Annotated in this window: 26 protein-coding genes, 1 CRISPR repeat array and 1 riboswitch (1 of these 28 running past the window's edge); of the genes, 21 read left to right on the top strand and 5 right to left on the bottom strand. The window is 40.3% G+C overall.

Annotated features, from left to right (window positions below; all coding sequences use genetic code 11):
* The first annotated feature begins 79 nt into the window (after nucleotides 1–79).
* The 13 genes from hda to gorA all read left to right on the top strand — a co-directional run bounded on the left by hda (nucleotide 80) and on the right by gorA (nucleotide 11,732).
* The gene (gene hda / locus F542_RS07160; RefSeq protein ID WP_015432174.1) at nucleotides 80–796 is read left to right on the top strand and encodes a DnaA regulatory inactivator Hda; all 717 of its coding nucleotides are present in this window, start codon (nucleotides 80–82) and stop codon (nucleotides 794–796) included.
* Between the two features lie 2 nt (nucleotides 797–798).
* Nucleotides 799–1,434 carry a cytochrome c biogenesis heme-transporting ATPase CcmA gene (gene ccmA, locus F542_RS07155; protein WP_015432175.1) on the top strand — a complete coding sequence of 212 codons (636 nt, stop codon included), beginning with the start codon at nucleotides 799–801 and terminating at the stop codon, nucleotides 1,432–1,434.
* Nucleotides 1,435–1,439: 5 nt separating this feature from the next.
* Entirely contained in the window at nucleotides 1,440–2,102 is a 663-nt protein-coding gene (gene ccmB, locus F542_RS07150) for a heme exporter protein CcmB (RefSeq protein ID WP_025267186.1), read from the top strand.
* A 62-nt stretch (nucleotides 2,103–2,164) separates the two neighbouring features.
* Nucleotides 2,165–2,902, top strand: coding sequence for a heme ABC transporter permease (locus tag F542_RS07145; RefSeq protein WP_015432177.1), 738 nt, complete (start codon nucleotides 2,165–2,167; stop codon nucleotides 2,900–2,902).
* Nucleotides 2,903–2,911: 9 nt separating this feature from the next.
* Nucleotides 2,912–3,106, top strand: a complete 195-nt coding sequence (ccmD, locus tag F542_RS07140) for a heme exporter protein CcmD (RefSeq protein ID WP_015432178.1) — start codon at nucleotides 2,912–2,914, stop codon at nucleotides 3,104–3,106.
* 75 nt (nucleotides 3,107–3,181) lie between these two features.
* Nucleotides 3,182–4,573, top strand: coding sequence for a DASS family sodium-coupled anion symporter (locus F542_RS07135; RefSeq protein ID WP_015432179.1), 1,392 nt, complete (start codon nucleotides 3,182–3,184; stop codon nucleotides 4,571–4,573).
* Between the two features lie 130 nt (nucleotides 4,574–4,703).
* Complete coding sequence (locus F542_RS07130) at nucleotides 4,704–5,876, top strand: phosphoglycerate kinase (RefSeq protein ID WP_025267185.1); 1,173 nt, start codon at nucleotides 4,704–4,706, stop codon at nucleotides 5,874–5,876.
* 195 nt (nucleotides 5,877–6,071) lie between these two features.
* Nucleotides 6,072–7,151 (top strand): class II fructose-bisphosphate aldolase, encoded by a 1,080-nt coding sequence (gene fbaA, locus F542_RS07125; protein WP_015432181.1) that lies wholly within the window; start codon nucleotides 6,072–6,074, stop codon nucleotides 7,149–7,151.
* Nucleotides 7,152–7,231: 80 nt separating this feature from the next.
* Nucleotides 7,232–8,041, top strand: coding sequence for a 5'-nucleotidase, lipoprotein e(P4) family (locus F542_RS07120; RefSeq protein ID WP_025267184.1), 810 nt, complete (start codon nucleotides 7,232–7,234; stop codon nucleotides 8,039–8,041).
* Between the two features lie 79 nt (nucleotides 8,042–8,120).
* Nucleotides 8,121–8,915: a peptide ABC transporter ATP-binding protein gene (locus F542_RS07115; RefSeq protein WP_015432183.1), complete on the top strand. Its 795-nt coding sequence runs from the start codon at nucleotides 8,121–8,123 to the stop codon at nucleotides 8,913–8,915.
* A 50-nt stretch (nucleotides 8,916–8,965) separates the two neighbouring features.
* Complete coding sequence (locus F542_RS07110) at nucleotides 8,966–9,604, top strand: nitroreductase family protein (RefSeq protein ID WP_025267183.1); 639 nt, start codon at nucleotides 8,966–8,968, stop codon at nucleotides 9,602–9,604.
* A 151-nt stretch (nucleotides 9,605–9,755) separates the two neighbouring features.
* On the top strand, nucleotides 9,756–10,283 hold the full coding sequence (locus tag F542_RS07105; protein WP_015432185.1) for a TIGR00645 family protein: 528 nt from the start codon (nucleotides 9,756–9,758) through the stop codon (nucleotides 10,281–10,283).
* A 78-nt stretch (nucleotides 10,284–10,361) separates the two neighbouring features.
* Nucleotides 10,362–11,732: a glutathione-disulfide reductase gene (gene gorA / locus F542_RS07100; RefSeq protein ID WP_025267182.1), complete on the top strand. Its 1,371-nt coding sequence runs from the start codon at nucleotides 10,362–10,364 to the stop codon at nucleotides 11,730–11,732.
* A gap of 78 nt (nucleotides 11,733–11,810) precedes the next feature.
* Here the strand turns inward: gorA and F542_RS07095 are convergent, their stop codons facing one another.
* The 3 genes from F542_RS07095 to queC form a co-directional block, all read right to left on the bottom strand.
* Entirely contained in the window at nucleotides 11,811–12,425 is a 615-nt protein-coding gene (locus F542_RS07095) for a 7-carboxy-7-deazaguanine synthase QueE (protein ID WP_015432187.1), read from the bottom strand.
* Between the two features lie 120 nt (nucleotides 12,426–12,545).
* Complete coding sequence (gene queD / locus F542_RS07090) at nucleotides 12,546–12,968, bottom strand: 6-carboxytetrahydropterin synthase QueD (RefSeq protein ID WP_015432188.1); 423 nt, start codon at nucleotides 12,966–12,968, stop codon at nucleotides 12,546–12,548.
* Nucleotides 12,961–13,623, bottom strand: coding sequence for a 7-cyano-7-deazaguanine synthase QueC (gene queC / locus F542_RS07085; RefSeq protein WP_015432189.1), 663 nt, complete (start codon nucleotides 13,621–13,623; stop codon nucleotides 12,961–12,963). The genes queD and queC overlap by 8 nt, the downstream gene beginning before the upstream one ends.
* A 2-nt stretch (nucleotides 13,624–13,625) precedes the next feature.
* Nucleotides 13,626–13,670, bottom strand: a riboswitch (PreQ1 riboswitch).
* 200 nt (nucleotides 13,671–13,870) lie between these two features.
* On the opposite strand from queC, the gene srlA reads away from it, so the two are divergent.
* From srlA to srlR, 7 genes are all read left to right on the top strand, one after another.
* Nucleotides 13,871–14,425, top strand: a complete 555-nt coding sequence (srlA, locus tag F542_RS07080; protein WP_025267181.1) for a PTS glucitol/sorbitol transporter subunit IIC — start codon at nucleotides 13,871–13,873, stop codon at nucleotides 14,423–14,425.
* A 28-nt stretch (nucleotides 14,426–14,453) separates the two neighbouring features.
* Nucleotides 14,454–15,452, top strand: a complete 999-nt coding sequence (gene srlE / locus F542_RS07075; RefSeq protein WP_015432191.1) for a PTS glucitol/sorbitol transporter subunit IIB — start codon at nucleotides 14,454–14,456, stop codon at nucleotides 15,450–15,452.
* Between the two features lie 9 nt (nucleotides 15,453–15,461).
* Nucleotides 15,462–15,827, top strand: coding sequence for a PTS glucitol/sorbitol transporter subunit IIA (gene srlB, locus F542_RS07070; protein WP_015432192.1), 366 nt, complete (start codon nucleotides 15,462–15,464; stop codon nucleotides 15,825–15,827).
* A 13-nt stretch (nucleotides 15,828–15,840) separates the two neighbouring features.
* Nucleotides 15,841–16,620: a sorbitol-6-phosphate dehydrogenase gene (gene srlD / locus F542_RS07065; RefSeq protein ID WP_015432193.1), complete on the top strand. Its 780-nt coding sequence runs from the start codon at nucleotides 15,841–15,843 to the stop codon at nucleotides 16,618–16,620.
* 48 nt (nucleotides 16,621–16,668) lie between these two features.
* A complete protein-coding gene (locus tag F542_RS07060) occupies nucleotides 16,669–17,025 on the top strand; it encodes a transcriptional regulator GutM (RefSeq protein ID WP_025267180.1) in 357 nt (118 codons plus the stop codon).
* Nucleotides 17,026–17,086: 61 nt separating this feature from the next.
* On the top strand, nucleotides 17,087–17,731 hold the full coding sequence (hxpB, locus tag F542_RS07055; protein ID WP_025267179.1) for a hexitol phosphatase HxpB: 645 nt from the start codon (nucleotides 17,087–17,089) through the stop codon (nucleotides 17,729–17,731).
* 26 nt (nucleotides 17,732–17,757) lie between these two features.
* A complete protein-coding gene (srlR, locus tag F542_RS07050; protein ID WP_015432196.1) occupies nucleotides 17,758–18,519 on the top strand; it encodes a glucitol operon DNA-binding transcriptional repressor SrlR in 762 nt (253 codons plus the stop codon).
* A gap of 42 nt (nucleotides 18,520–18,561) precedes the next feature.
* Here the strand turns inward: srlR and pdxT are convergent, their stop codons facing one another.
* Together pdxT and pdxS are read right to left on the bottom strand one after the other, a co-directional pair.
* The gene (pdxT, locus tag F542_RS07045; protein ID WP_025267178.1) at nucleotides 18,562–19,128 is read right to left on the bottom strand and encodes a pyridoxal 5'-phosphate synthase glutaminase subunit PdxT; all 567 of its coding nucleotides are present in this window, start codon (nucleotides 19,126–19,128) and stop codon (nucleotides 18,562–18,564) included.
* Entirely contained in the window at nucleotides 19,128–20,000 is an 873-nt protein-coding gene (gene pdxS, locus F542_RS07040; RefSeq protein WP_025267177.1) for a pyridoxal 5'-phosphate synthase lyase subunit PdxS, read from the bottom strand. The genes pdxT and pdxS overlap by 1 nt, the downstream gene beginning before the upstream one ends.
* A gap of 97 nt (nucleotides 20,001–20,097) precedes the next feature.
* On the opposite strand from pdxS, the gene pdxR reads away from it, so the two are divergent.
* On the top strand, nucleotides 20,098–21,498 hold the full coding sequence (gene pdxR, locus F542_RS07035; RefSeq protein ID WP_025267176.1) for a MocR-like pyridoxine biosynthesis transcription factor PdxR: 1,401 nt from the start codon (nucleotides 20,098–20,100) through the stop codon (nucleotides 21,496–21,498).
* Nucleotides 21,499–21,509: 11 nt separating this feature from the next.
* Nucleotides 21,510–22,093: direct repeats of the CRISPR family, unit length 36 nt; unit sequence GTTGTAGCTCCCTTTCTCATTTCGCAGTGCTACAAT; it runs 244 nt beyond the window's last position.

Here is a 22,093-nt window from a genome sequence, read left to right as displayed (position 1 = left end):
TAAATCAATGGTTGAGGGTTCTCAACCATTGATTTTTCCGTTATGCTTCCCTGCAATTTTTTTAGCTGAATAGATCATTTTGCAACTCTCACTACCGATCCACCAAATTGATGATGAAACCCTAGAAAACTTCTGTGCAGAGAATGGTGCTGCATTGCTGGATTCGCTGCGTCAAAATTTTGATGTAGTACGCCAGCCGTTTTTCTATGTTTGGGGTGCTAAAAGTAGTGGTAAAAGCCATCTGCTAAAAGCGCTTACGCACTATTATTTGCTAAATGATCGCCTAGCTAGTTATATCCCGTTAGAAAAGCTAGCCTATTTTTCACCAGCGGTCTTAGATAATGCAGATAAATTAGATGTAATTTGCTTGGATGATATTCAATATGTTGTAGGCGATCCAGAGTGGGAACAGGCGATTTTTAATTTAATTAATCAATTACGTGAGCAACATGGGTTATTTAGCCAAACGAAAAAAACCTTGCTACTCATTAGTGCAGACTGCTCACCCCAACAGCTTAAATTAAGTCGTGATCGAGAAGATCTACGTTCGCGTTTAAGTTGGGGGGAGGTTCACCATCTAGGCGATCTTAAAGATGAACAAAAATGCGAAATTTTGCGGCGAACCGCTTACGATAAAGGCTTAGAATTAACGGATGAAGTAGCGAATTTTTTACTGAAACGCCTAGATCGAGATCTTTCTGTATTAAAAGAAAAACTAGAACGTTTAGATCAAGCTTCATTACAGGCACAGCGAAAATTAACCCTGCCTTTCGTCAAAGATGTATTAGGATTATAACAATGAGCAGTAATAATCAATTATCCTTAGTGAATATTGCCTGTGAACGAGGTGAAACGCGTCTGTTTGAAGGTTGTCATTTAACCGTGGAAAGTGGGCAATGGTGGCAAATCGAAGGGCATAATGGTATTGGCAAAACAAGTTTATTGCGCATTTTGGCTGGGTTAGCAACTGCGGCAGAAGGCGAAGTGCTATGGAATGGAGCGCCAATTTTACAACAGCGAGACGAGTATTATGCTCACCTATTCTATTTAGGACATTTTGCAGGAATTAAGCCGGAATTGACCGCTTGGGAAAATTTACGTTACTACCAAAAAATTCAAGGTTTGCCGCAAGATGATGATATGCTCTGGCATGCCTTAGCAAAAGTAGGGTTAGTTGGTCGTGAAGATTTACCTTGCTCTTACCTTTCAGCAGGGCAACATAGACGTGTTGCATTGGCAAAATTATGGCTAACTGATGCTACATTATGGATTTTAGATGAGCCATTTACTGCTATCGATAAAAAAGGGGTCGTAGAGTTGATTTCACATATCGAACAGCATTGTGAGCAAGGAGGAATGTGCATTTTTACTAGCCACCAAACTGCGCAGAGCCAAAAAGTTCAATTACTATCGCTTGACCTATTTAAGGTATAAAACGCATGATTTTACTAACTATAATTCAAAGAGAACTGACAGTTGCGTTTCGTAAGCCTGCGGAAATTTTAAATCCGCTATGGTTCTTTCTTATTGTGATTACGATGTTTCCGTTATTGATGGGGCCTAATCCAGAATTATTGAGCAAAATTGCTTCGGGTACTGCATGGGTAGCTGCGGTATTGTCTGCATTGCTTTCTTTTGAAAGATTATTTCGTGATGATTATTTAGATGGCTCGCTTGAGCAGCTCATGTTATTACCTACGGGCTTACCACAAGTCGCGTTAGCAAAAGTAATTGCACATTGGCTACTGACGGGGCTACCTTTAATCTTGTTATCGCCAATTACAGCCATCTTGCTTTCACTTGAGATTGAAGTATGGTTCGCGTTAGTTTTGACTTTATTGGTTGGTACGCCAATTTTAAGTTGTTTAGGTGCTATTGGTGTGGCATTAACTGTGGGACTACGTAAAGGTGGAACACTATTAAGTTTATTAATTTTGCCGCTATTTTTACCTGTGTTAATTTTTGCTGCTAGTGTGTTAGAAGCAGCGAGTTTAAATTTAGGTTACAGTGGGCAATTAGCAATTATGGGAGCCATACTTGCTTTGTCTCTCACTTTTTCACCATTTGCTATTGCAGGCGCACTCCGTGTGAGTATGCAATAGCAAGCGGTTATTTTTAACAAAAAATTTACAAAATAGATTTTTTATAGTTTAATGAGGTTCTTATGTGGAAGTGGTTACACCCTTATGCCAAGTCGGAAACCCAGTATCAATTGCTAGGGAAAATCCAACCAGTATTAGGCGTGATTGCATTGTTGATGCTGAGTATTGCCTTTCTTTGGGGCTTGGCTTTTGCGCCAAAAGATTATCAGCAGGGCGATAGCTATCGAATTATTTTTATCCATGTACCGGCAGCAATTTGGTCTATGGGAGTTTATGGCTCTATGGCAGTTGCTGCACTTGTTGCATTAGTTTGGCAAATTCGCCAAGCAAGTTTGGCCATGATTTCTATGGCTCCGATTGGTGCTACCTTTGCGTTTATTTCGCTTGCCACAGGGGCGATTTGGGGTAAACCAATGTGGGGAACATGGTGGGTATGGGATGCTCGTTTAACTTCGGCTTTGGTGCTTTTCTTCCTGTATCTAGGTGTGATGGCTTTGTATTCAGCGTTTCAAGATCGTAATATTGGAGCAAAAGCGGCAGGGATTTTGTCTATCGTAGGCGTTATTAATCTCCCGATTATTCATTTCTCGGTTGAGTGGTGGAATACATTACATCAAGGTGCGACCATTACCAAATTTGATAAACCGTCTATGGCGGTTGAGATGCTAATTCCATTACTATTAGCCATTTTGGGCTCAATGATTTTTATGCTTTGGTTTAGTATTTTGCGTTATCGTGTCGCATTATTAAAAGATGAGCATAAACGTCCTTGGGTAAAAGCGTTAGCTCAAGTAGCATAAGGAGCAAGAATGAAATTTCAGTTTGATTCAATCAGTGATTTTTTCGCAATGGGGGGCTATGGCTTTTATGTATGGCTTGCCTATGGTATTACTTTTGCTGCAATGGGCTTATTAATTTGGCAAAGTAAACGTGAATTGCAACAAACATTAAAAATTGCCAAGAAATCGTTGGCGAGAGAGAAGATTGCTAAACAGCAATCGTAAAAGATACGGTGCAATCTGCCAATGTGCGGATTGTGCCGTTTTTGTAATTAGAACGTTAATTATTTAGGAGGCGTTATGTCATCGACCAATCCATTACAAGAGTGGAATGCTCCTATCAGAAATGGGCTAATACTTGTTGCTGATATTATTCTGTTTTTTGTGTTGCTTAATACATTGCCTTTTGCTCCAGAAGCAAATAAAGGCTTAGCATTATTAGCATTCGTTGCTGTATTGTGGTTAACCGAGGCTATACACGTCACAATCACTGCACTAATTATCCCTCTATTAGCTGTTTGCTTAGGTCTTGTAAGTTCTAAAGATGCTCTAGCAAGTTTTGCCGATCCTACAATCTTTTTATTTTTTGGTGGTTTTGCGTTAGCAACGGCATTGCATGTACAAAAACTCGACAGAATGATTGCAAATGCCATTATGCGTTTAGCAATGGGTAAGCTTTCTTTAGCGGTTTTATATTTGATGGCAGTGACAGCTATTTTGTCTATGTGGATTAGTAATACTGCGACTGCAGCAATGATGTTGCCATTAGCAATGGGAATTTTAAGCAAAATGGATCAAGAAAAAGAGCATAATACTTATGTGTTTGTGCTACTTGGTATTGCTTATAGTGCCAGTATTGGGGGAATGGGCACATTGGTTGGAAGTCCACCAAATGCAATTGTTGCCTCGAATTTACATTTAACCTTTTCCGACTGGTTAGGCTATGGCTTACCTGTTATGCTCATTTTGTTACCTATTGTATTTGGTACTATATACATTGTATTTAAGCCAAATCTTAATAGCCGCTTTAGTTTTGAATTTGAGCAGATTGAGTTTAATACTCAACGCGTCATCACTCTCGCTATTTTCTTGTTTATTGCTGTGTGCTGGGTGTTTAGTTCAAAAATAAACCCCATTTTATCAGCTGTATTTGGCGTAAAGAGTATTGGTGCATTTGATAGTATTGTTGCAATTCTTGCTGCGGTATTACTCTGTATTGCGCGTGTCGTAGATTGGGAACAAATTCAAAGAAATACTGAATGGGGCGTTCTTTTTCTCTTTGGTGGTGGCTTAACTCTCAGTGCTGTATTAGGTAAAACGGGGGCAAGCAAAGTCATGGCAGATGGTTTAGTTGCCGTGATTGAAGGTGGCCATTACTATATTATTGGTTTATTGGTTGCAGCATTTATTGTGTTCTTGACGGAATTTACTTCAAATACGGCTAGTGCTGCATTGCTTGTTCCTATTTTTATTTCAATTGCAGAAGCTTTAGGTATGCCACCAATTGGGCTTGCTTTAATTATTGGTTTAGGTGCTTCTTGTGCCTTTATGTTGCCTGTTGCAACTCCGCCAAATGCAATTGTTTTTGGTACTGGTCAGGTAAAACAGCGTGAAATGATTAAGGCTGGTATTTGGCTGAACTTAATTTGCATTTTGGTTATTGCGACTTATGGCTATCTATTCTGGATTTAAATTTCTGGATTTATTTTTTCTAATAAAAAAATTGGAAAAAAACGCAATAATTTGATCTAGTTTCATTCAGAACGGGCAGAAACTGTTATAATCCGCCCGTTTTATTTTCAATCTTAATGAGGAACATACTATGTCCGTAATCAAAATGGCTGATCTTGACCTCGCAGGCAAGCGTCTTTTTATCCGTGCAGATCTTAACGTACCGGTAAAAGATGGTGTAGTCACATCTGATGCGCGTATCCGTGCAACTATTCCTACCTTAAAGCTGGCTCTTCAAAAAGGTGCGAAAGTGATGGTTACTTCTCACTTAGGTCGTCCAACTGAAGGCGTGTTTGAAGAGAAAGACTCATTACAACCAGTGGTGGATTATTTAAACAAAGCATTAGATGTACCAGTACGTTTAGTGCGTGATTACTTAGACGGCGTAGAAGTCAACGAAAATGAAATCGTCGTATTAGAAAATGTGCGTATTAACAAAGGCGAGAAGAAAAACGACCCTGAGTTAGGTAAAAAATACGCAGCACTTTGTGATGTATTTGTGATGGACGCATTTGGTACCGCACACCGTGCGCAAGCATCAACTTACGGTGTTGCAGAATATGCACCAGTTGCTTGTGCTGGTCCCTTATTAGCAGCAGAATTAGACGCGCTTGGCAAAGCATTAAAAGAGCCACAACGCCCAATGCTTGCGATTGTAGGTGGTTCAAAAGTTTCTACTAAATTAACGGTTTTAGACAGCCTTTCAAAAATCGCTGACCAACTTATCGTGGGCGGTGGTATCGCAAATACCTTCATTGCAGCTGAAGGCCATAATGTAGGTAAATCTTTATACGAAGCAGATTTAATCCCAGAAGCACAGCGTTTATCAAAAGCAACCAACATTCCAGTGCCAGTTGATGTGCGTGTGGGTAAAGAATTTTCTGAAACGGCACCAGCTGAACACAAAGCAGTTAATGCTGTCGCCGAAGATGATTCTATTTTTGATATTGGCGATCAATCTGCTGAGCAACTCGCTGAAATTATTCGCAATGCAAAAACCATTCTTTGGAATGGTCCTGTGGGCGTATTTGAGTTCCCGAACTTCCGCAAAGGAACAGAAGTGGTAGCACAGGCGATTGTTGATGCAACGGCAAATGGTGCATTCTCTATCGCAGGTGGCGGTGATACTCTTGCAGCAATTGATATGTTTGGTATCAAAGATAAAATTTCCTACATCTCAACAGGTGGCGGTGCATTCTTAGAATTTGTAGAAGGCAAAGTGTTACCAGCGGTGGAAATTTTAGAAAAACGTGCAAATGGGTAGTTTTTAAAATCTCCCCCTCCCCCTCTTGCTCAGAGAGGAGGGGACCGGACAAATGAGTATGTCGTTCAGTGCATTTCCAAACAGATGGCTGATCGTCCCCTCTTTGAAAAAGAGGGGATAAGAGGGGAGATTTAAAGAGGGCGTACGTAGTACGCCCCTACGATCCAAATTTAAAACATAAAAAGGAAAATTAAAATGGCTAAATTATTAGACTTAGTGCCAGCAGGCGTATTAGTAGGCGATGATGTACAGAAAGTTTTCGCTTATGCAAAAGAACACAACTTTGCAATCCCAGCAGTAAACTGTGTGGGTACGGATTCTGTAAACGCAGTGTTAGAAACTGCAGCACGTGTTAAAGCACCTGTGATTATCCAATTCTCAAATGGTGGTGCACAATTCTATGCAGGTAAAGGTATTAAGCCAACTAGCGGTGCTCGTCCAGATGTATTAGGGGCAATCGCAGGTGCTCGTCATGTTCACACTCTTGCTAAAGAGTATGGCGTGCCTGTAATTCTTCATACTGACCACGCAGCGAAAAAATTACTTCCTTGGATCGATGGTTTATTAGATGCGAGCGAAGCGGAATTTGCCGCAACTGGTCGTCCACTCTTCTCTTCACATATGATTGACCTTTCAGAAGAACCAATCGAAGAGAATATGGAAATCTGTAAAGGTTACCTTGCTCGCATGGAAAAAATGGGTATGACTTTGGAAATTGAAATCGGGATCACCGGTGGTGAAGAAGATGGCGTAGATAACTCAGATGTTGATGAAGCACGCCTATATACCCAGCCAAGCGAAGTTTTATTCGTTTATGACAGCTTAAGCCCAATCAGTAAACGTTTCACTATCGCAGCAGCATTTGGTAACGTACACGGCGTTTACAAACCAGGTAATGTGAAATTAAAACCATCTATTTTAGGTGATTCACAAAAATTCGTATCCGCTGAACGTGGCTTACCGCACAACGCGTTAGATTTTGTATTCCACGGTGGTTCAGGCTCTAGCCGTGAAGAGATCCGTGAAGCAATCAGCTACGGTGCAATCAAAATGAACATTGATACTGATACTCAATGGGCATCTTGGAAAGGTATTTTAGACTTCTACAATGCGAATAAAGACTATTTACAAGGTCAATTAGGTAACCCAGAAGGCCCTGATTCACCGAACAAAAAATACTACGATCCACGTGTATGGTTACGCAAAATGGAAGAGTCCATGTCTAAACGTTTAGAACAATCTTTTGAAGATCTAAACTGTATTGATGTGCTATAACCGATTTGGCAGATTTCTGCCACAAACTGACCGCTTGTAAAAGCGGTCTTTTATCATCTGAAATCACAGAGGACAACACTATGAAAACACTAAAAATAACTTCTCTTGCCATCATTTCTGCTTTAGCTTTAGCAGGCTGTTCATCGTCAAATATGACGGATGATGCACGTTTGCAACAGCATGCTGTATTAGGTGTTAACTGGATGCAGGATTCAGGCGAGTATCAAGCACTTGCTTATCAAGCATTTAATACTGCAAAAGTTGCTTTTGATAATGCTAAAGTGAAAAAAGGCAAGAAAAAAGCGGTAGCCGTAGATTTAGATGAAACAATGGTAGATAACAGCGCTTATGCGGGGTGGCAAATTAAAAATAACCAACCATTTGGTTCAGAAACTTGGACGCAATGGGTTAATGCCCGTCAAACGTTAGCAATTGCTGGTGCGGTAGAGTTTAATAACTACGTAAATAGCCATGGTGGAAAAGTATTCTATGTCTCTAACCGCAAAGATAGTACTGAAAAAGCGGGAACGATTGATGATATGAATAAACTAGGTTTCAAGGGGGTTAGTGAAGAAACCTTATATCTGAAAAAAGATAAATCTGCTAAGCAGGCACGTTTTGATGAAATTGAGAAACAAGGCTACGAAATCGTACTTTATGTGGGCGATAACTTAGATGATTTTGGTAATGAAGTGTATGGTAAAGTAAATGCAGAGCGTAGAGCGTTCGCAGATAAAAATAGCAAATTATTCGGTACAAAATTCATTGTATTACCAAACCCTAACTATGGTGGCTGGGAAGGCGGCATCGCAGAAAATTACTGGGGATTAGATGCCAAAGGTAAATCTGAAGCACGTCACCGTATTATTCGTGCTTGGGATGGCAAATAATCGTTAAGCAGACAAAGCCCTATCGCCAGATGGGGCTTTTAACTTATAATAGACTTAAACTTATTTATCTTCATAAAATATGCCACTACTTGAAGTTCGCAATCTCAATAAACGTTTTACTGACCGTATCTCCCTTTTTCGTAAACAAGATTTTTATGCAGTCAAAAATGTCTCTTTTAGCCTAAATTACCAAGAGACGCTTGCTGTTATTGGCGATAATGGTGCAGGGAAATCAACTTTAGTAAAGATGATAGCTGGGATTGTTGAACCAACAGCAGGCGAGATGTTATTGAAGAATATGGCATTGACATACGGTGATTATAAAACGCGTGCTAAGCATATTCGCATGATTTTTCAAGATCCCAATGACGCTTTTGATCCAAACTTAAATATAGGACAAATTCTAGAACTCCCTCTAAAGCTGGCAACCCAGTTGAATGAAGAAGAACGTAATCAACGTATTTTTCAGACATTAAAATTGGTTGGGCTGTATCCTGAACATTCACTTATTCCTATTTTTGATGCATCAAATAGTCAAAAACAGCGCGTTGCATTGGCGAGAGCGCTTATTTTACATCCCGATATCATTATTGTAGATGACACTTTAACGGCATTAGATTTTTCTGTAAAAAGCCAATTGACTAATCTACTGTTATCATTACAGGAACGGTTGGGGCTTTCCTACCTTTATGTCGGTCAAAATCTTGGCTTAATTAAACATTTGTCGGATAAATTAATGGTGATGGATCGTGGGGAAGTTGTAGAGTATGGCAAAACTAAGGATATTTTACTTAATCCGCAGCACCCATTGACAATGAGATTGATTGAAAGCCATTTTGGTAAAAGCTTAACGGAAGAGGCTTGGGCAAGTTAAACGTTTGACATAGACTGAACGGCCATGATTATTTTACGATGGAGAGAAAAATGAAACTAATTGAGGCGATTTCACAACGCAAAACGATCAAAATGTTTAATAATCGCGTTAAAATTCCGCGTAAGGAATTAGAAGAAATGCTCACGCTTGCTCAATTAGCGCCAAGTAAAGCGAATTTACAGCCATGGCGATTTGTCGTGGTGGATGATAGTGAACAAAAAGCGAAATTACTGGATAAAGTCGCCTTTAATGGGCCACCTTGTGAAAGTGCTGCTGCGTTAATTATGGTATTAGCTGATTTACACTATGAGCTATTGCTGGAGGATATTTTAGATAATTCCATTCAACAGGGCTGTTTGCACGAGAATTTTAAACAAAATTCTTATAATTTCCTGCTCAGTATGCATCAGCAATTAAGTGAGCAAGACATTCGAGACCAAGTATTTACAGATACCTCACTTGCCGCTATGCAACTCATGCTGGTAGCCAAAGAGAAGGGCTATGATACTCACGCTATCGGTATTTACGATAAACAAGCTGTGCTAACCACTTTAGACATTGATAGCAAGCGCTATGCCCCTGTGATGCTCATTGCTATGGGGAAAGCCGCAGTGCCAGCAATTCCAAGTGCTAGATTACCGTTGGCCTACACGGTTTCGTGGAATGATGGTAAAGGCTTTAAAAAATAGTTTTAGAAATGATAACAAGCGGGTAAATAGTGAGTTAATTTTGCACAAATAATCATTTGCTCTTTCTGCATTACAAACAACGCCCATGTTCAAAATGCGTTATGTTTTATGCTAAAATTTGCCCTCTGTTATTTATTGTTATCGGAAAGCTATGTCCCAATCAGAAACTCAACTTAATCAAAATCTCTTTAGCAAAATTATCTTTGCCAGCCGTTGGCTACAATTACCTATTTACCTTGGTTTGATTGTGGTGCAAGGCGTTTATGCTTATAAATTTGTTAAATCGCTTTGGCACCTGATTGTCAATTTGAATCAAATGGATTCTGACACCATCATGTTAGCCGTATTGAATTTGATTGATGTTGTTATGATTGCTAACTTGCTCGTAATGGTTGTGGTAGGCGGGTATGAAACCTTTGTGTCTAAATTGAATGTGGATAACCACCCAGACCAGCCAGAATGGCTAGACCACGTTAATGCGACAATTTTGAAGGTGAAACTTTCAATGGCAATTATCAGTATTTCTTCAATTCATTTATTACAGACATTTATTAACGCAAACAAGCTTTCGCAAACGCAAATGATGTGGGAAGTGATCATTCACATGGCATTTGTCATTTCTGCGATTGCAATGGCGTATATTGATAAAATGCTTAACAGTGTTGCTAACCATCATTGATGGCTATCAGATTAATTAACGGCAGATTTTGCAAAAAAACGTTAAAATCTGCCCGCTTGTTTGATTACAAAGGAACAAATTATGAAACATTATGACTACATCGCCATCGGTGGCGGCAGTGGCGGTATCGCCTCAATCAACCGTGCAGCAAGCTATGGTAAAAAATGTGCGATTATTGAAGCAAAACATTTAGGGGGCACTTGTGTGAACGTTGGCTGTGTGCCGAAAAAAGTGATGTTCTACGGCGCACAAATTAGCGAAGCAATCCATCGCTATTCACCTGATTACGGCTTTGATCTAGAGGTGAAAAACTTTGATTTCGAGAAACTTGTAGAGAGCCGCCAAGCTTATATCGGGCGTATTCATACCTCTTACGGCAATGTGTTAGGTAAAAATAATGTTGAAGTTTTAAACGGCTTCGCTCGTTTTAAAGATGCGAAAACCATTGAAGTAGAATATGCAGACGGTAAAAAAGAACTGGTTACTGCAGATCATATTTTGATTGCCACAGGGGGCAGACCAAGTCGTCCAGCAATCAAAGGAGCAGAGTATGGTATTGATTCCGATGGTGTCTTTGCCCTAAATACCTTACCGAAAAGCGTTGCCATTGTCGGGGCGGGTTATATTGCCGTTGAACTTGCAGGGGTGCTCAATAGTTTTGGGGTAGAAACCCATTTATTTGTGCGCCAGCATGCACCATTGCGTAATCAAGATCCGTTAATTGTAGAAACTTTATTAGAAGTGTTAGCACAAGATGGCATCACCTTACATACTCACGCCATTCCGCAAGAAATCGAGAAAAATGCAGATGGTAGCGTCACGGTGAAATTAGAAGATGGGCGCAGCCAAACCGTTGAAACCTTAATTTGGGCAATTGGACGTGAACCTGCGACTGATGTGATCAACTTGGACGTTACAGGTGTAGAAACCAATGCTCGAGGTTATATTAAAGTAGATAAATTCCAAAACACCAATGTGCCAAATATCTATGCGGTAGGTGATATTATTGAAGGCGGTATTGAACTCACCCCTGTTGCCGTTGCCGCAGGCAGACGCTTATCTGAACGTTTATTCAACAATAAACCGAACGAGCATTTAGATTACAATCTTGTACCAACCGTGATTTTCAGCCACCCTCCTATTGGCACAGTCGGCTTAACGGAACCACAGGCGATTGAGCAATACGGTGCAGAGAATGTGAAAGTGTATAAATCATCATTCACCGCAATGTACACCGCGGTAACCCAACACCGTCAACCGTGCAAAATGAAATTAGTCTGCGTCGGTGAAGATGAAAAAGTTGTTGGATTACACGGAATTGGCTTTGGCGTAGACGAAATGATCCAAGGCTTTGCTGTGGCAATCAAAATGGGCGCAACCAAAGCTGATTTTGATAATACTGTGGCAATCCACCCAACCGGCTCGGAAGAGTTTGTGACAATGCGTTAATTTGCAAATTTTTGATAAAAATAAACCGCTTGTAATGTTATGTTGCAAGCGGTTTATTTTTGCCAAAAATCTACAAAATTACTCAATCCCAGCAATCTTGTGCGTTTGAATACTCAACTGCCATTTCGGTTTATTTAGGCGTTGATTTAATAAGCCTAGCTGGGTAATAGTTTCAAGCATATTCATCACACCATCTTTTTCACAAGGGGAAAGATAGTAGCGTTCGGCTTTTATGGTGTTTTCAATTTGCTCACAAAAATCGAGTACATCATCGTCCACTACAATTCGCACTTCATTCGCATAGGGAATATGGTGTTTAAGATAGTTTTTCTGATACAGTCGTTTGGGGCTAGTGGCGATGTAATCAATTTGCAACGGCACAGGTTTTAAGCCGTTGGTTTCAATTGCAATAAAATAGCCTTCGGCTTTGAGCTGATTAAGCAGAATTTCCAAGTCTGGCTGGATAGTCGGCTCGCCACCAGTGATGATGATATTTTTAGCAGTGAAATTCCGCACGGTTTGCATAATTTCATTGAGGCTTTTCATCTCAAATTGGTTGTAATTGGTATCACACCAAGGACAAGCGAGATTGCATTTGCCAAAGCGGATAAAAATGCTCGGCATGCCTGTGTTAAAGCCTTCGCCTTGAAGGGTTTCGAAGATTTCTACAATTCGGTATTGGGGAGTATTCATAGTCAGAGGATAATTAGTTGATTTATGTAGGGGCGGACCAGTGTGTCCGCCCATTTAATTCATTGAGCATTGGGGCGGACACATCGGTCCGCCCCTACACAAAATATAATGCGATAAAAATTATTCTGAGTACTCGCAATAAGAAGTAGGCGTCTCCCACAACCGAATCAAACTCACAGGCAATCCCGCTTGGCTTAATTTATCAAACATATACTTCGCCATATTTTCAGCAGTGGTGCGCATAGGAATACCGTAGTTTTTGGATTTCAGATCGGTAAGGAGCTTTGCCACTTGGCATTCACGTTCAGAGGTGGAATCATAGATAAAAGCATGATCCATCCGATCTAAAATTTCTCTTTTCACAATGGCTTTGAGATCAGAAAAATCAATCACCATACCGTTTTTAGCACCGCTTTCAATCAGCTCGCCACATACTTCTACTTGTAATTTATAGGTATGACCATGAAGGTTTTGGCATTTACCATCGTGTCCATCAAGCATATGTGCCATGTCAAAACTAAATTCTTTAGCGATTTTATGCATTGTTTTGCTCCTTTTCGGCAAGATATTCGTTTAAGCCTTTTTCACGCAATATGCAACTTGGACAAGTATGGCAGCCGCCCTCTACGCCTAAATAGCAAGTGTGAGTATGCTCACGAATATAATCAAAAGCACCAAGCTCATCGGCTAATGCCCACGTCTCTTTTTTAGTGAGATACATTAATGGCGTGCGAATGTTGAAGTTGTAATCCATCGCTAAATTGAGTGTCACATTCATTGATTTGATGAATACATCTCGGCAGTCAGGGTAGCCACTAAAATCAGTTTCACATACCCCCGTAAAAATAGTTTGAATGCCTTGGCCTTTGGCATAAATTGCCGTGTAGAGTAGAAACAAGGCATTGCGACCATCAACAAACGTATTTGGTGTATTGCCTTCTTGCTTGATTTCAGATTCAGACATCAACGCATTACTTGTAATAGCTTTGATCACGGAAGTATCAATTAAAGTCTGTTTTACACCAAGATCTTGGGCAATCCACTTGGCTTTTTCCAATTCAATAACGTGGCGTTGCCCATATTGAAAGGTGATGACTTCAACATTCTCTTTGCCGAACTCTTTGATTGCCTGAAATAGACAGGTAGTTGAATCTTGGCCGCCAGAAAAAATCACGACAGCCTTTTTAGGTTTGTTCATATTGTTCCTTAGTTTTTTAGCGTGGGAGGTTTTCGAACCACTGAGTAAAAAAAGAGGTGGATTATACAGCAAGCGGTGAAATTTAGGGAATTTTTTGCATAACCTTAACATTGTTTCATTTTGAAATAAAAATATTTTATTTTGTTTTCATTTTGTGATCTGGATCGCATTTTTATTTTTTTATTTACGCTATCATGCCCACCGTTACATTAAGTAACCTATCTAATCTATCAAATCGGAGGTCGTTATGATCGAATCTATTACCAAAGGAGCCGAGTGGTTCATCGGTCTATTCCAAAAAGGCGGTGAGGTGTTTGTCGGTATGGTGACTGGCATTTTGCCATTATTGATTTCATTGTTAGTTGTGATGAATGCACTTATTTATTTTATAGGGCAAGAGCGTATTGAACGCTTGGCACAACGCAGTTCAGGCAATCCCTTCTCCCGTTATTTTTTATTACCGTTAATTGGTACTTTCGTATTTTGTAATCCAATGACATTAAGTTTAGGTCGCTTTTTACCAGAACGTTATAAACCAAGTTATTATGCGGCGGCCTCTTATAGTTGCCACTCAATGAACGGTTTATTTCCCCATATCAATCCAGGTGAGCTTTTTGTTTATTTAGGTATTGCGCAAGGCTTAACCACGCTTGGCTTGCCACTCGGTCCATTAGCCGTCAGCTACTTCTTAGTGGGTTTATTTACCAACTTCTTCCGTGGTTGGATAACCGATTTTACAACGAAGATTTTTGAGAAACGAATGGGTATTCAATTAGAACGAGAAGTTCATCTTGCAAAATAAAAGCAGAATGAAAAAATAGGAGCAAGCTATGAGTAAAGTAATTTATATTGAAAAAGGCAATGGCGGTTGGGGCGGTCCTCTTTCTATCCCTGTGGTTGAAGGGAAAAAAATTGTATATGTAACAGGGGGAACGCGCCCTGCAATCGTTGATCGCTTAGTAGAACTCACTGGCTGGGAAGCTGTAGACGGTTTTAAAGATGGCGAACCTCCACAAGAAGAGATCGGGGTGGCCATTATTGATTGTGGCGGCGTGTTACGCTGTGGGCTTTATCCAAAACGCCGTATTCCCACAATCAACATTCATACCACAGGGAAATCTGGCCCGTTAGCACAGTTTATTGTGGAAGATATTTATGTTTCTGCAGTAAAACCAAACAATATTCATGTAAAAGATGATGATGTGCAAGCGGTGCAATCTACAGAAAATTCTGCAAAAAATAGTGAAAATCCGACCGCTTACCGTGAGTATGACAGTAGCAAAAAAATCACCGAACAGAGTGACGGTCTGCTGGCAAAAATCGGCACAGGTATGGGATCAGTCGTTGCGGTGTTTTACCAAGCAGGGCGTGAAACCATTGAAACAGTATTAAAAACCATTTTGCCATTTATGGCGTTTGTATCAGCCCTGATCGGGATCATTATGGCATCAGGTATTGGAGACTTAATTGCACATGCATTAACGCCGTTAGCAACCAATCCACTCGGTTTAGTGACTCTTGCGTTAATTTGTTCTTTCCCATTGCTTTCACCATTCTTAGGCCCTGGTGCTGTCATTGCACAAGTGATTGGCGTATTAGTTGGGGTACAGATAGGGTTAGGTAATATTCCGCCGCATTTGGCACTACCAGCACTTTTTGCCATCAATGCGCAAGCGGCCTGTGATTTTATCCCCGTTGGTTTATCTATGGCAGAAGCCAAACAAGATACGGTGCGTGTTGGGGTGCCATCTGTATTAGTCAGCCGCTTCTTAACAGGTGCGCCGACTGTATTAGTGGCGTGGTTAGTGTCTGGTTTCATCTATTCATAAGGAAAAACAATGAGCGTTATTTATCAAGTGGTCGTGGAGCAAATTGGCGATTTTGCCCAAGATGCATTGCAAGACAATATGTTGATTATGTTTAAAAGTGGCGCACCAGCAGATGTTGTGGATTACTGCTTTGTGCATAGCCATGATGATTTAAAACAACCTCTTGCCGTAGGGGGGGAATTACAGATTAACGCCAAGCGTTATCCTATTACCGCCGTAGGGGAGGTCGCCTCAGAAAACTTAGCTCAACTTGGGCATATTACACTGTTTTTTGATGGGGCAAGCGAAGCACAATTTCCAGGTTCTATTCACTTACAGGGCGATGTGCCAAATGAAATTAGCGTAGGCAGTGAGTTTGTCTTTTTAAATAATTAAGAGGGATTTTAAAATGAAAAAAGTAGCAGTTGTTGTTGGTGGTGGTCAAACCTTAGGGGCTTTTTTAAGTGAAGGACTTGCTGACAGTGGTTATCGGGTTGTGGTGGCAGACTTAAATGGTGAAAATGCACAGGCGGTTGCGGGCATTATTAATGGCAAATATGGTGCAGAAAATGCGATTGGCGTACAAGTCGATGCAACCAATGAGACCAGCGTGGAAGCGATGGCAAAAGCCACTGATGAGGCATTTGGACGTGTAGATTTAGTGGTATATAGTGCAGGGACAGCCAAAGCAGCCAAAATCACAGATTTTGATTTGAAAGATTTTGATTTATCTGTGAAAGTGAATTTAACTGGCTATTTCCTTTCTGCCAAACATTTTTCTCGATTAATGATCCGAGATGGTATTAAAGGGCGCATTATCCAAATTAACTCCAAATCAGGTAAAGTGGGGAGTAAGCATAATTCGGGATATAGTGCGGCAAAATTTGGCGGAGTTGGCTTAACTCAATCGTTAGCCCTTGATTTAGCAGAGCACGGTATCACCGTACATTCATTAATGTTAGGTAATTTACTTAAATCGCCAATGTTCCAATCATTGATTCCACAATACGCCAAAAAATTGGGTATTCCTGAAAGCGAAGTGGAGCAGGTTTATATTGATAAAGTCCCATTAAAACGAGGATGTGATTACCAAGATGTATTAAATGTGCTTCGCTTCTATGCCAGCGAGCAAGCCGCGTATTGCACAGGACAATCCATCAATATTACTGGTGGGCAGGTAATGTTCTAATGACATAGAGGGGTGCCCCCCTCTATGATTGACGGTTAAGGAGAAAAAATGAGTTCTACTGCTATCTTGATCGGCTTTGCCGTCTGTATGTGGTTATTGCAGATTTTACTTGGTTGGCGACAAATTCGTTTATTTAATCAGGCTTATGCAGAGATTGCCAAAAAGGGTAAAGTGGTGGTTGGCAGAAATGAGGGGCGTTTTACGCCCAAAGCCGTGATCGTCTTAGCCGTGGATAATCACAATATTGTACAAGAGTGCTTAACTATGCAGGGTTTTTCTGTTTTTGCCAAACCGGCTTTTTCCACTGTTTTAACGGGTAAATCGCTAACAGAAATTCAGCCTGAACAAGCCTTTCCCAATAATAAAGCACTACAAAATGCACTAAAAATTGCATTAATTCGCTAAATTTTGAATCAAATCACATCTTTTTTGCTAAAAAAGTGTCATAATTCGCAAGGAAAATAGTATGCAAATAAAAGCTGTTATTTTTGATATGGACGGCGTCATTATTGATTCTGAGCCGATGTGGGCTGAAGCACAAATAAAAACATTGCATGCTTTTGGGCAACAAATCACCGAACAAGATTGTGAGCATTTAACACGCGGTAAACGTATCGACCAAATTGCGCATATCTGGATTGAACGTTACCAATTAAATGCCAATGCAGAAGAAGTGGCTAATCAAATTTTGCGCTATGCTTACGAGGCGATTTTAGCGCAAGGTTGTGCGATGGAAGGGCTTTATCCCTTACTGGATTTATTACAAAAACAGAACATTCCGCTCGCACTGGCGACCTCTTCAGCCCCGATGATTATTGAAGCGGTATTTAACAAACTGAATCTTTGGGATTATTTTCGTGTGCAATGCAGTGCAAATGATGAAGCTTATGGCAAACCTCACCCAGCGGTTTATTTAACGGCAGTGCAAAAGCTGAATGTGAATATCAATGATTGTTTAGTCATTGAAGACAGTGTCACCGGCTTAATTGCTGCGAAAGCAGCGGGGTTACAAACCGTGATTGTTAATCCAAATTATGCCGATCCTCGTTTTAGTTTGGCTGATAAACGAGTAGATTCCTTATCAAAACTAATGGCAACATTTTCATACTGAATAATCTTTTAACAGTAGGAAAAGCAATGAAACCCATTGAACGCCAAAAACAGATTTTAGATTACCTCAGTCAGCACGGTAGAACCGATGTGGAAGTATTGGCTGAATACTTTAAATTAACTGGGGCAACCATTCGTAAAGATCTCACCGTGCTAGAACAGCAAAATAAAGTGTTACGCACTTACGGAAGCGTTGTCATTTTGCAAGATGAAGTATTTGATGCCAGCATCGATCAAAAAAATCATATCAATTTGCTTCAAAAACAAAAGATAGGGCAAAAAGCCAGTGAGCTAATTAATGATGGCGATTCCATTATTATGGATGCAGGTAGCACCGTATTACAAATGATTCCGCATTTGGTTAAATTTGATAATTTAACCGTGATGACAAATAGTTTGCATATTATCAATGGAATCACTCAACTGAAAAAAAATTACAATTTAATGATTTCAGGTGGCACTTATCGTGAACGCTCCGCTTCATTTCATGGTTATTTTGCCGAATCGGCTTTTAATGATTCTACCTTTGACACGCTATTTATTGGCACTGATGGTTTTGATCTAGAAGTTGGCTTAACCACGTTTAATGAAATCTATGGGGTAAGTTCCGCTATGTGCCGTGCAGCAAAGAAAATTGTGGTACTTGCTGATTCCACCAAATTTGGACGTAAAAGCCCAAATATCGTCTGTGGCTTGGAAAAAATTGATGTGGTGATTAGCGATAACCAGCTTTCAGAAGAAATGAAAGAAAGAATTGAACAGAAAGGCATTCAAGTTATTATAGTATAAAGAATAAGCGATAGGGGTTATGCATCCTATCGCTTGTTTTTATCAATTTTTACACATCTCCACAAAATAACGATGAAAACGTAGATCATCACTCACTTCGGGGTGAAATGAGATGCCGATTTGGTTTTTGCATTTTACACCGACAATGTTACCGCTTACTTCTGCCAAAATCTCCACGCCTTCGCCGATGCTTTCCACATAGGGGGCGCGGATAAACGGCAGAGGAATTTTGCCGATATGTTTTACTTCACTTTCAGTGAGAAATGAGCCTAATTGACGACCGTACGCATTGCGCTTAACGGTGACGGGTAAAGTGGCAAAATGTTGCTTGTCATCATTGGCAAGTTTTTCTGCAAGTAGAATTAACCCTGCGCAAGTCCCTAGTGTGGGTAAGCCGTTCAAGATTTTTTGCCGAAGTGGTTCAAATAGCCCTAATTCACGCAGTAATTTCCCCTGAACCGTAGATTCCCCTCCGGGTAAGATTAAACCATCAAAATCTTGATTTAAATCGGCAAGTTGGCGAATCTCTACACTTTCCACGCCTAATTGTTTAAGTTTATCAGCATGTTCGACAAATGCCCCTTGCAAAGCAAGAATCGCAATTTTCATTAAATACCTCGTGCCGCCATTAACAATTCAATTTCTTGCTCGTTAATCCCTACCATTGCTTCGCCTAAATCTTCGGAAAGCTCAGCAAGCAATTTGGCATCGTTATAGTTAGTCACTGCTTGCACAATCGCTCGTGCACGTTTCGCTGGATCACCTGATTTAAAAATCCCTGAACCAACAAACACCCCTTCCGCTCCTAATTGCATCATCAATGCCGCATCGGCAGGGGTTGCCACACCACCCGCAGCAAAAGTGACCACTGGTAATTTTTTGTGTTGATGCACATATTGAATTAAATCAAACGGCACTTGTAATTCTTTTGCAGCGTGATACAGCTCATCAGTAGAAAGTGATGCCACACGCGCAATTTCCTGTTTCATTTTGCGTAAGTGTCGCACCGCTTGTACCACATCGCCTGTTCCCGGCTCTCCCTTACTGCGGATCATTGCCGCCCCTTCATTGATACGACGCAACGCCTCTCCCAAATCTTTTGCACCACACACAAACGGCACATCAAATTCACGTTTGTTGATATGGAATGTATCGTCCGCAGGGGAAAGCACCTCACTTTCATCAATATAATCAATTTCAATCGCTTGCAAAATTTGTGCTTCGGTAAAATGTCCAATACGCACTTTCGCCATCACTGGAATAGAAACCGCCTCTTGAATACTTTTGATCATTTTAGGATCACTCATACGAGATACACCACCTGCCGCTCGAATATCCGCAGGAATCTTCTCTAACGCCATCACCGCACAAGCCCCTGCTTCTTCGGCAATACGTGCTTGTTCTGGTGTGGTAACGTCCATAATCACGCCACCTTTTAACATTTGTGCCAGTTGTTTGTTGAGATCATAACGGTGAGTCATTTTTATTTGTTCCTATTGTCAATGAAAAATTAGGGGCATTGTAAATTTATCTGAACTGATTAAAATAGCCATTTTTCACTCTTTTAATCAGTTCAGAATGGTTACCTATACTTTCAAAAAAAACAATATTCCCCTCTATGAACAACTTTACTGCTTCATCAAACTGGATATTGAACAAGGCGACATTATTGCTGGTGAAAAATTACCGTCTAAACGAGCTTTTGCTAAGCATTTAGGTATTTCAGTCATGACCGTAGAAACAGCCTATCAGCAATTAGTGGCAGAAGGGTATTTGAGTGCAAAAGCAAAGCAAGGCTTTTTTGTCAATCCACTTAATTTACCCAAAACAAGTACAAGCAGGTCAGTTTTCACTGAAACAAGCGGTTCAAAACCGATAGAAAATAGCAAAAAATGGCAAGCAGATCTCACAAACAGCCAAACCTCTGCGGAAAATTTCCCTTTTTCAGTGTGGACAAAATTAGTCAGAGAAGTATTAAAACACCATCAATCTGCCTTAATGGAGCGGGCAGAAAGTGGCGGAGTGCTAATGTTGCGTCAAGCGATTGCTAAGCATTTACATGATTTTCGGGGAATGAATGTTTCACCTGCACAAATTATTGTCGGCGCGGGGACAGAATATCTTTATGGCTTATTGGTTCAACTTCTTGGTTTAGATAAAAGTTACGCCTTGCCCGATCCCAGTTATGACAAGTTGCATAAAATTTTTCAAAGCTATGGCTTAAATCACATTTCTATTTCAATGGATTATGCAACAAATGTACTCAAAAACGTCAATGTATTACACACCTCACCATCCCACCATTTTCCCACAGGATTAGTAATGCCCATTGCTAAACGTTATGAATTATTAGCGTGGGCTGCCGAAAAGACAGATCGCTATATCATTGAAGATGATTACGACAGTGAATTTCGTTTTGTTGGACAGCCTATCCCAGCGTTACAATCAATTGATATGCTAGGTAAGGTGATTTATATGAACACCTTTTCCAAGACGCTATCCTCAACCGTGCGTATTGCTTATATGGTATTACCGCCTGAATTATTAACACGTTTTCATCAACAATTGGGCTTTTACGCCTCTACGGTTTCAAACTTTGAGCAATATGTACTAGCGGAATTTATTCAGCAAGGCTATTTTGAAAAACACATTAACCGAATGCGAGCCTATTATCAGAAAAAACGAGATAATTTGCTCTTTTCACTCAAAAATAGCCCGCTTGCTGAAAAAATTACGATAAAAGAAGAGAATGCAGGGTTGCATTTTATCGTGCAGTTTCACACGGCGTTAAGTGATGAAAAAATTCTGCAATCTGCCAATGAGCAAGGTATAAAGATGGTGAGTTTAGCTCGTTATTATCAAGATAAAAGCCAAGCACCGAAAAATGCATTTGTAGTGGGTTATTCTAACCTAGCAGATAAACAAGTTGATGAGGTGGTGAGATGGTTGAAAAATATATTTAGTCGTAGAGTGCTATAGTTATATGTAGGGTTGTAGCTCCCTTTTTCATTTCGCAGTGCTACAATGCCGATTTTAAATTCCATCTCAAGCTTTTCGTTGTAGCTCCCTTTCTCATTTCGCAGTGCTACAATGGGCAGTTGCAAGACATGTATCAAAATCTTGTTGTAGCTCCCTTTCTCATTTCGCAGTGCTACAATAACCCAAGACGATTTAGAGTTATACCGAAAGTTGTAGCTCCCTTTCTCATTTCGCAGTGCTACAATATCCGCATTGTTCAAAAGTAACAACACAAGGTTGTAGCTCCCTTTCTCATTTCGCAGTGCTACAATCACAATCAAAAGCGATTGTTGATGATTCAAGTTGTAGCTCCCTTTCTCATTTCGCAGTGCTACAATCGTACATTCGGTTATACATCAACGCTTAAAGTTGTAGCTCCCTTTCTCATTTCGCAGTGCTACAATCCTCTTTGAGATGTTCCACGAACCACAACGGTTGTAGCTCCCTTTCTCATTTCGCAGTGCTACAATTATTTTCTGTACCACAACCTTGCCTTGCTTGTTGTAGCTCCCTTTCTCATTTCGCAGTGCTACAATCGAAGTAAAAATCATTGGTT

The organism is Bibersteinia trehalosi USDA-ARS-USMARC-188 (genome assembly GCF_000521725.1).
Taxonomy (GTDB): domain Bacteria; phylum Pseudomonadota; class Gammaproteobacteria; order Enterobacterales; family Pasteurellaceae; genus Bibersteinia; species Bibersteinia trehalosi.
The sequence above is the reverse complement of the archived record's forward strand: the minus strand, read 5'-3'. Positions and strand labels throughout refer to the sequence as shown.

Excerpts from the sequence above, each read along its gene's own strand:
- ccmA (WP_015432175.1), top strand. The coding sequence starts at position 799 with ATGAGCAGTAATAATCAATTATCCTTAGTGAATATTGCCTGTGAACGA.
- ccmB (WP_025267186.1), top strand. The coding sequence starts at position 1,440 with ATGATTTTACTAACTATAATTCAAAGAGAACTGACAGTTGCGTTTCGT.
- F542_RS07145 (WP_015432177.1), top strand. The coding sequence starts at position 2,165 with ATGTGGAAGTGGTTACACCCTTATGCCAAGTCGGAAACCCAGTATCAA.
- ccmD (WP_015432178.1), top strand. The coding sequence starts at position 2,912 with ATGAAATTTCAGTTTGATTCAATCAGTGATTTTTTCGCAATGGGGGGC.
- F542_RS07135 (WP_015432179.1), top strand. The coding sequence starts at position 3,182 with ATGTCATCGACCAATCCATTACAAGAGTGGAATGCTCCTATCAGAAAT.
- F542_RS07130 (WP_025267185.1), top strand. The coding sequence starts at position 4,704 with ATGTCCGTAATCAAAATGGCTGATCTTGACCTCGCAGGCAAGCGTCTT.
- fbaA (WP_015432181.1), top strand. The coding sequence starts at position 6,072 with ATGGCTAAATTATTAGACTTAGTGCCAGCAGGCGTATTAGTAGGCGAT.
- F542_RS07120 (WP_025267184.1), top strand. The coding sequence starts at position 7,232 with ATGAAAACACTAAAAATAACTTCTCTTGCCATCATTTCTGCTTTAGCT.
- F542_RS07115 (WP_015432183.1), top strand. The coding sequence starts at position 8,121 with ATGCCACTACTTGAAGTTCGCAATCTCAATAAACGTTTTACTGACCGT.
- F542_RS07110 (WP_025267183.1), top strand. The coding sequence starts at position 8,966 with ATGAAACTAATTGAGGCGATTTCACAACGCAAAACGATCAAAATGTTT.
- F542_RS07105 (WP_015432185.1), top strand. The coding sequence starts at position 9,756 with ATGTCCCAATCAGAAACTCAACTTAATCAAAATCTCTTTAGCAAAATT.
- F542_RS07095 (WP_015432187.1), bottom strand. The coding sequence starts at position 12,425 with ATGAATACTCCCCAATACCGAATTGTAGAAATCTTCGAAACCCTTCAA.
- queD (WP_015432188.1), bottom strand. The coding sequence starts at position 12,968 with ATGCATAAAATCGCTAAAGAATTTAGTTTTGACATGGCACATATGCTT.
- queC (WP_015432189.1), bottom strand. The coding sequence starts at position 13,623 with ATGAACAAACCTAAAAAGGCTGTCGTGATTTTTTCTGGCGGCCAAGAT.
- srlA (WP_025267181.1), top strand. The coding sequence starts at position 13,871 with ATGATCGAATCTATTACCAAAGGAGCCGAGTGGTTCATCGGTCTATTC.
- srlE (WP_015432191.1), top strand. The coding sequence starts at position 14,454 with ATGAGTAAAGTAATTTATATTGAAAAAGGCAATGGCGGTTGGGGCGGT.
- srlB (WP_015432192.1), top strand. The coding sequence starts at position 15,462 with ATGAGCGTTATTTATCAAGTGGTCGTGGAGCAAATTGGCGATTTTGCC.
- srlD (WP_015432193.1), top strand. The coding sequence starts at position 15,841 with ATGAAAAAAGTAGCAGTTGTTGTTGGTGGTGGTCAAACCTTAGGGGCT.
- F542_RS07060 (WP_025267180.1), top strand. The coding sequence starts at position 16,669 with ATGAGTTCTACTGCTATCTTGATCGGCTTTGCCGTCTGTATGTGGTTA.
- hxpB (WP_025267179.1), top strand. The coding sequence starts at position 17,087 with ATGCAAATAAAAGCTGTTATTTTTGATATGGACGGCGTCATTATTGAT.
- srlR (WP_015432196.1), top strand. The coding sequence starts at position 17,758 with ATGAAACCCATTGAACGCCAAAAACAGATTTTAGATTACCTCAGTCAG.
- pdxT (WP_025267178.1), bottom strand. The coding sequence starts at position 19,128 with ATGAAAATTGCGATTCTTGCTTTGCAAGGGGCATTTGTCGAACATGCT.
- pdxS (WP_025267177.1), bottom strand. The coding sequence starts at position 20,000 with ATGACTCACCGTTATGATCTCAACAAACAACTGGCACAAATGTTAAAA.
- pdxR (WP_025267176.1), top strand. The coding sequence starts at position 20,098 with ATGGTTACCTATACTTTCAAAAAAAACAATATTCCCCTCTATGAACAA.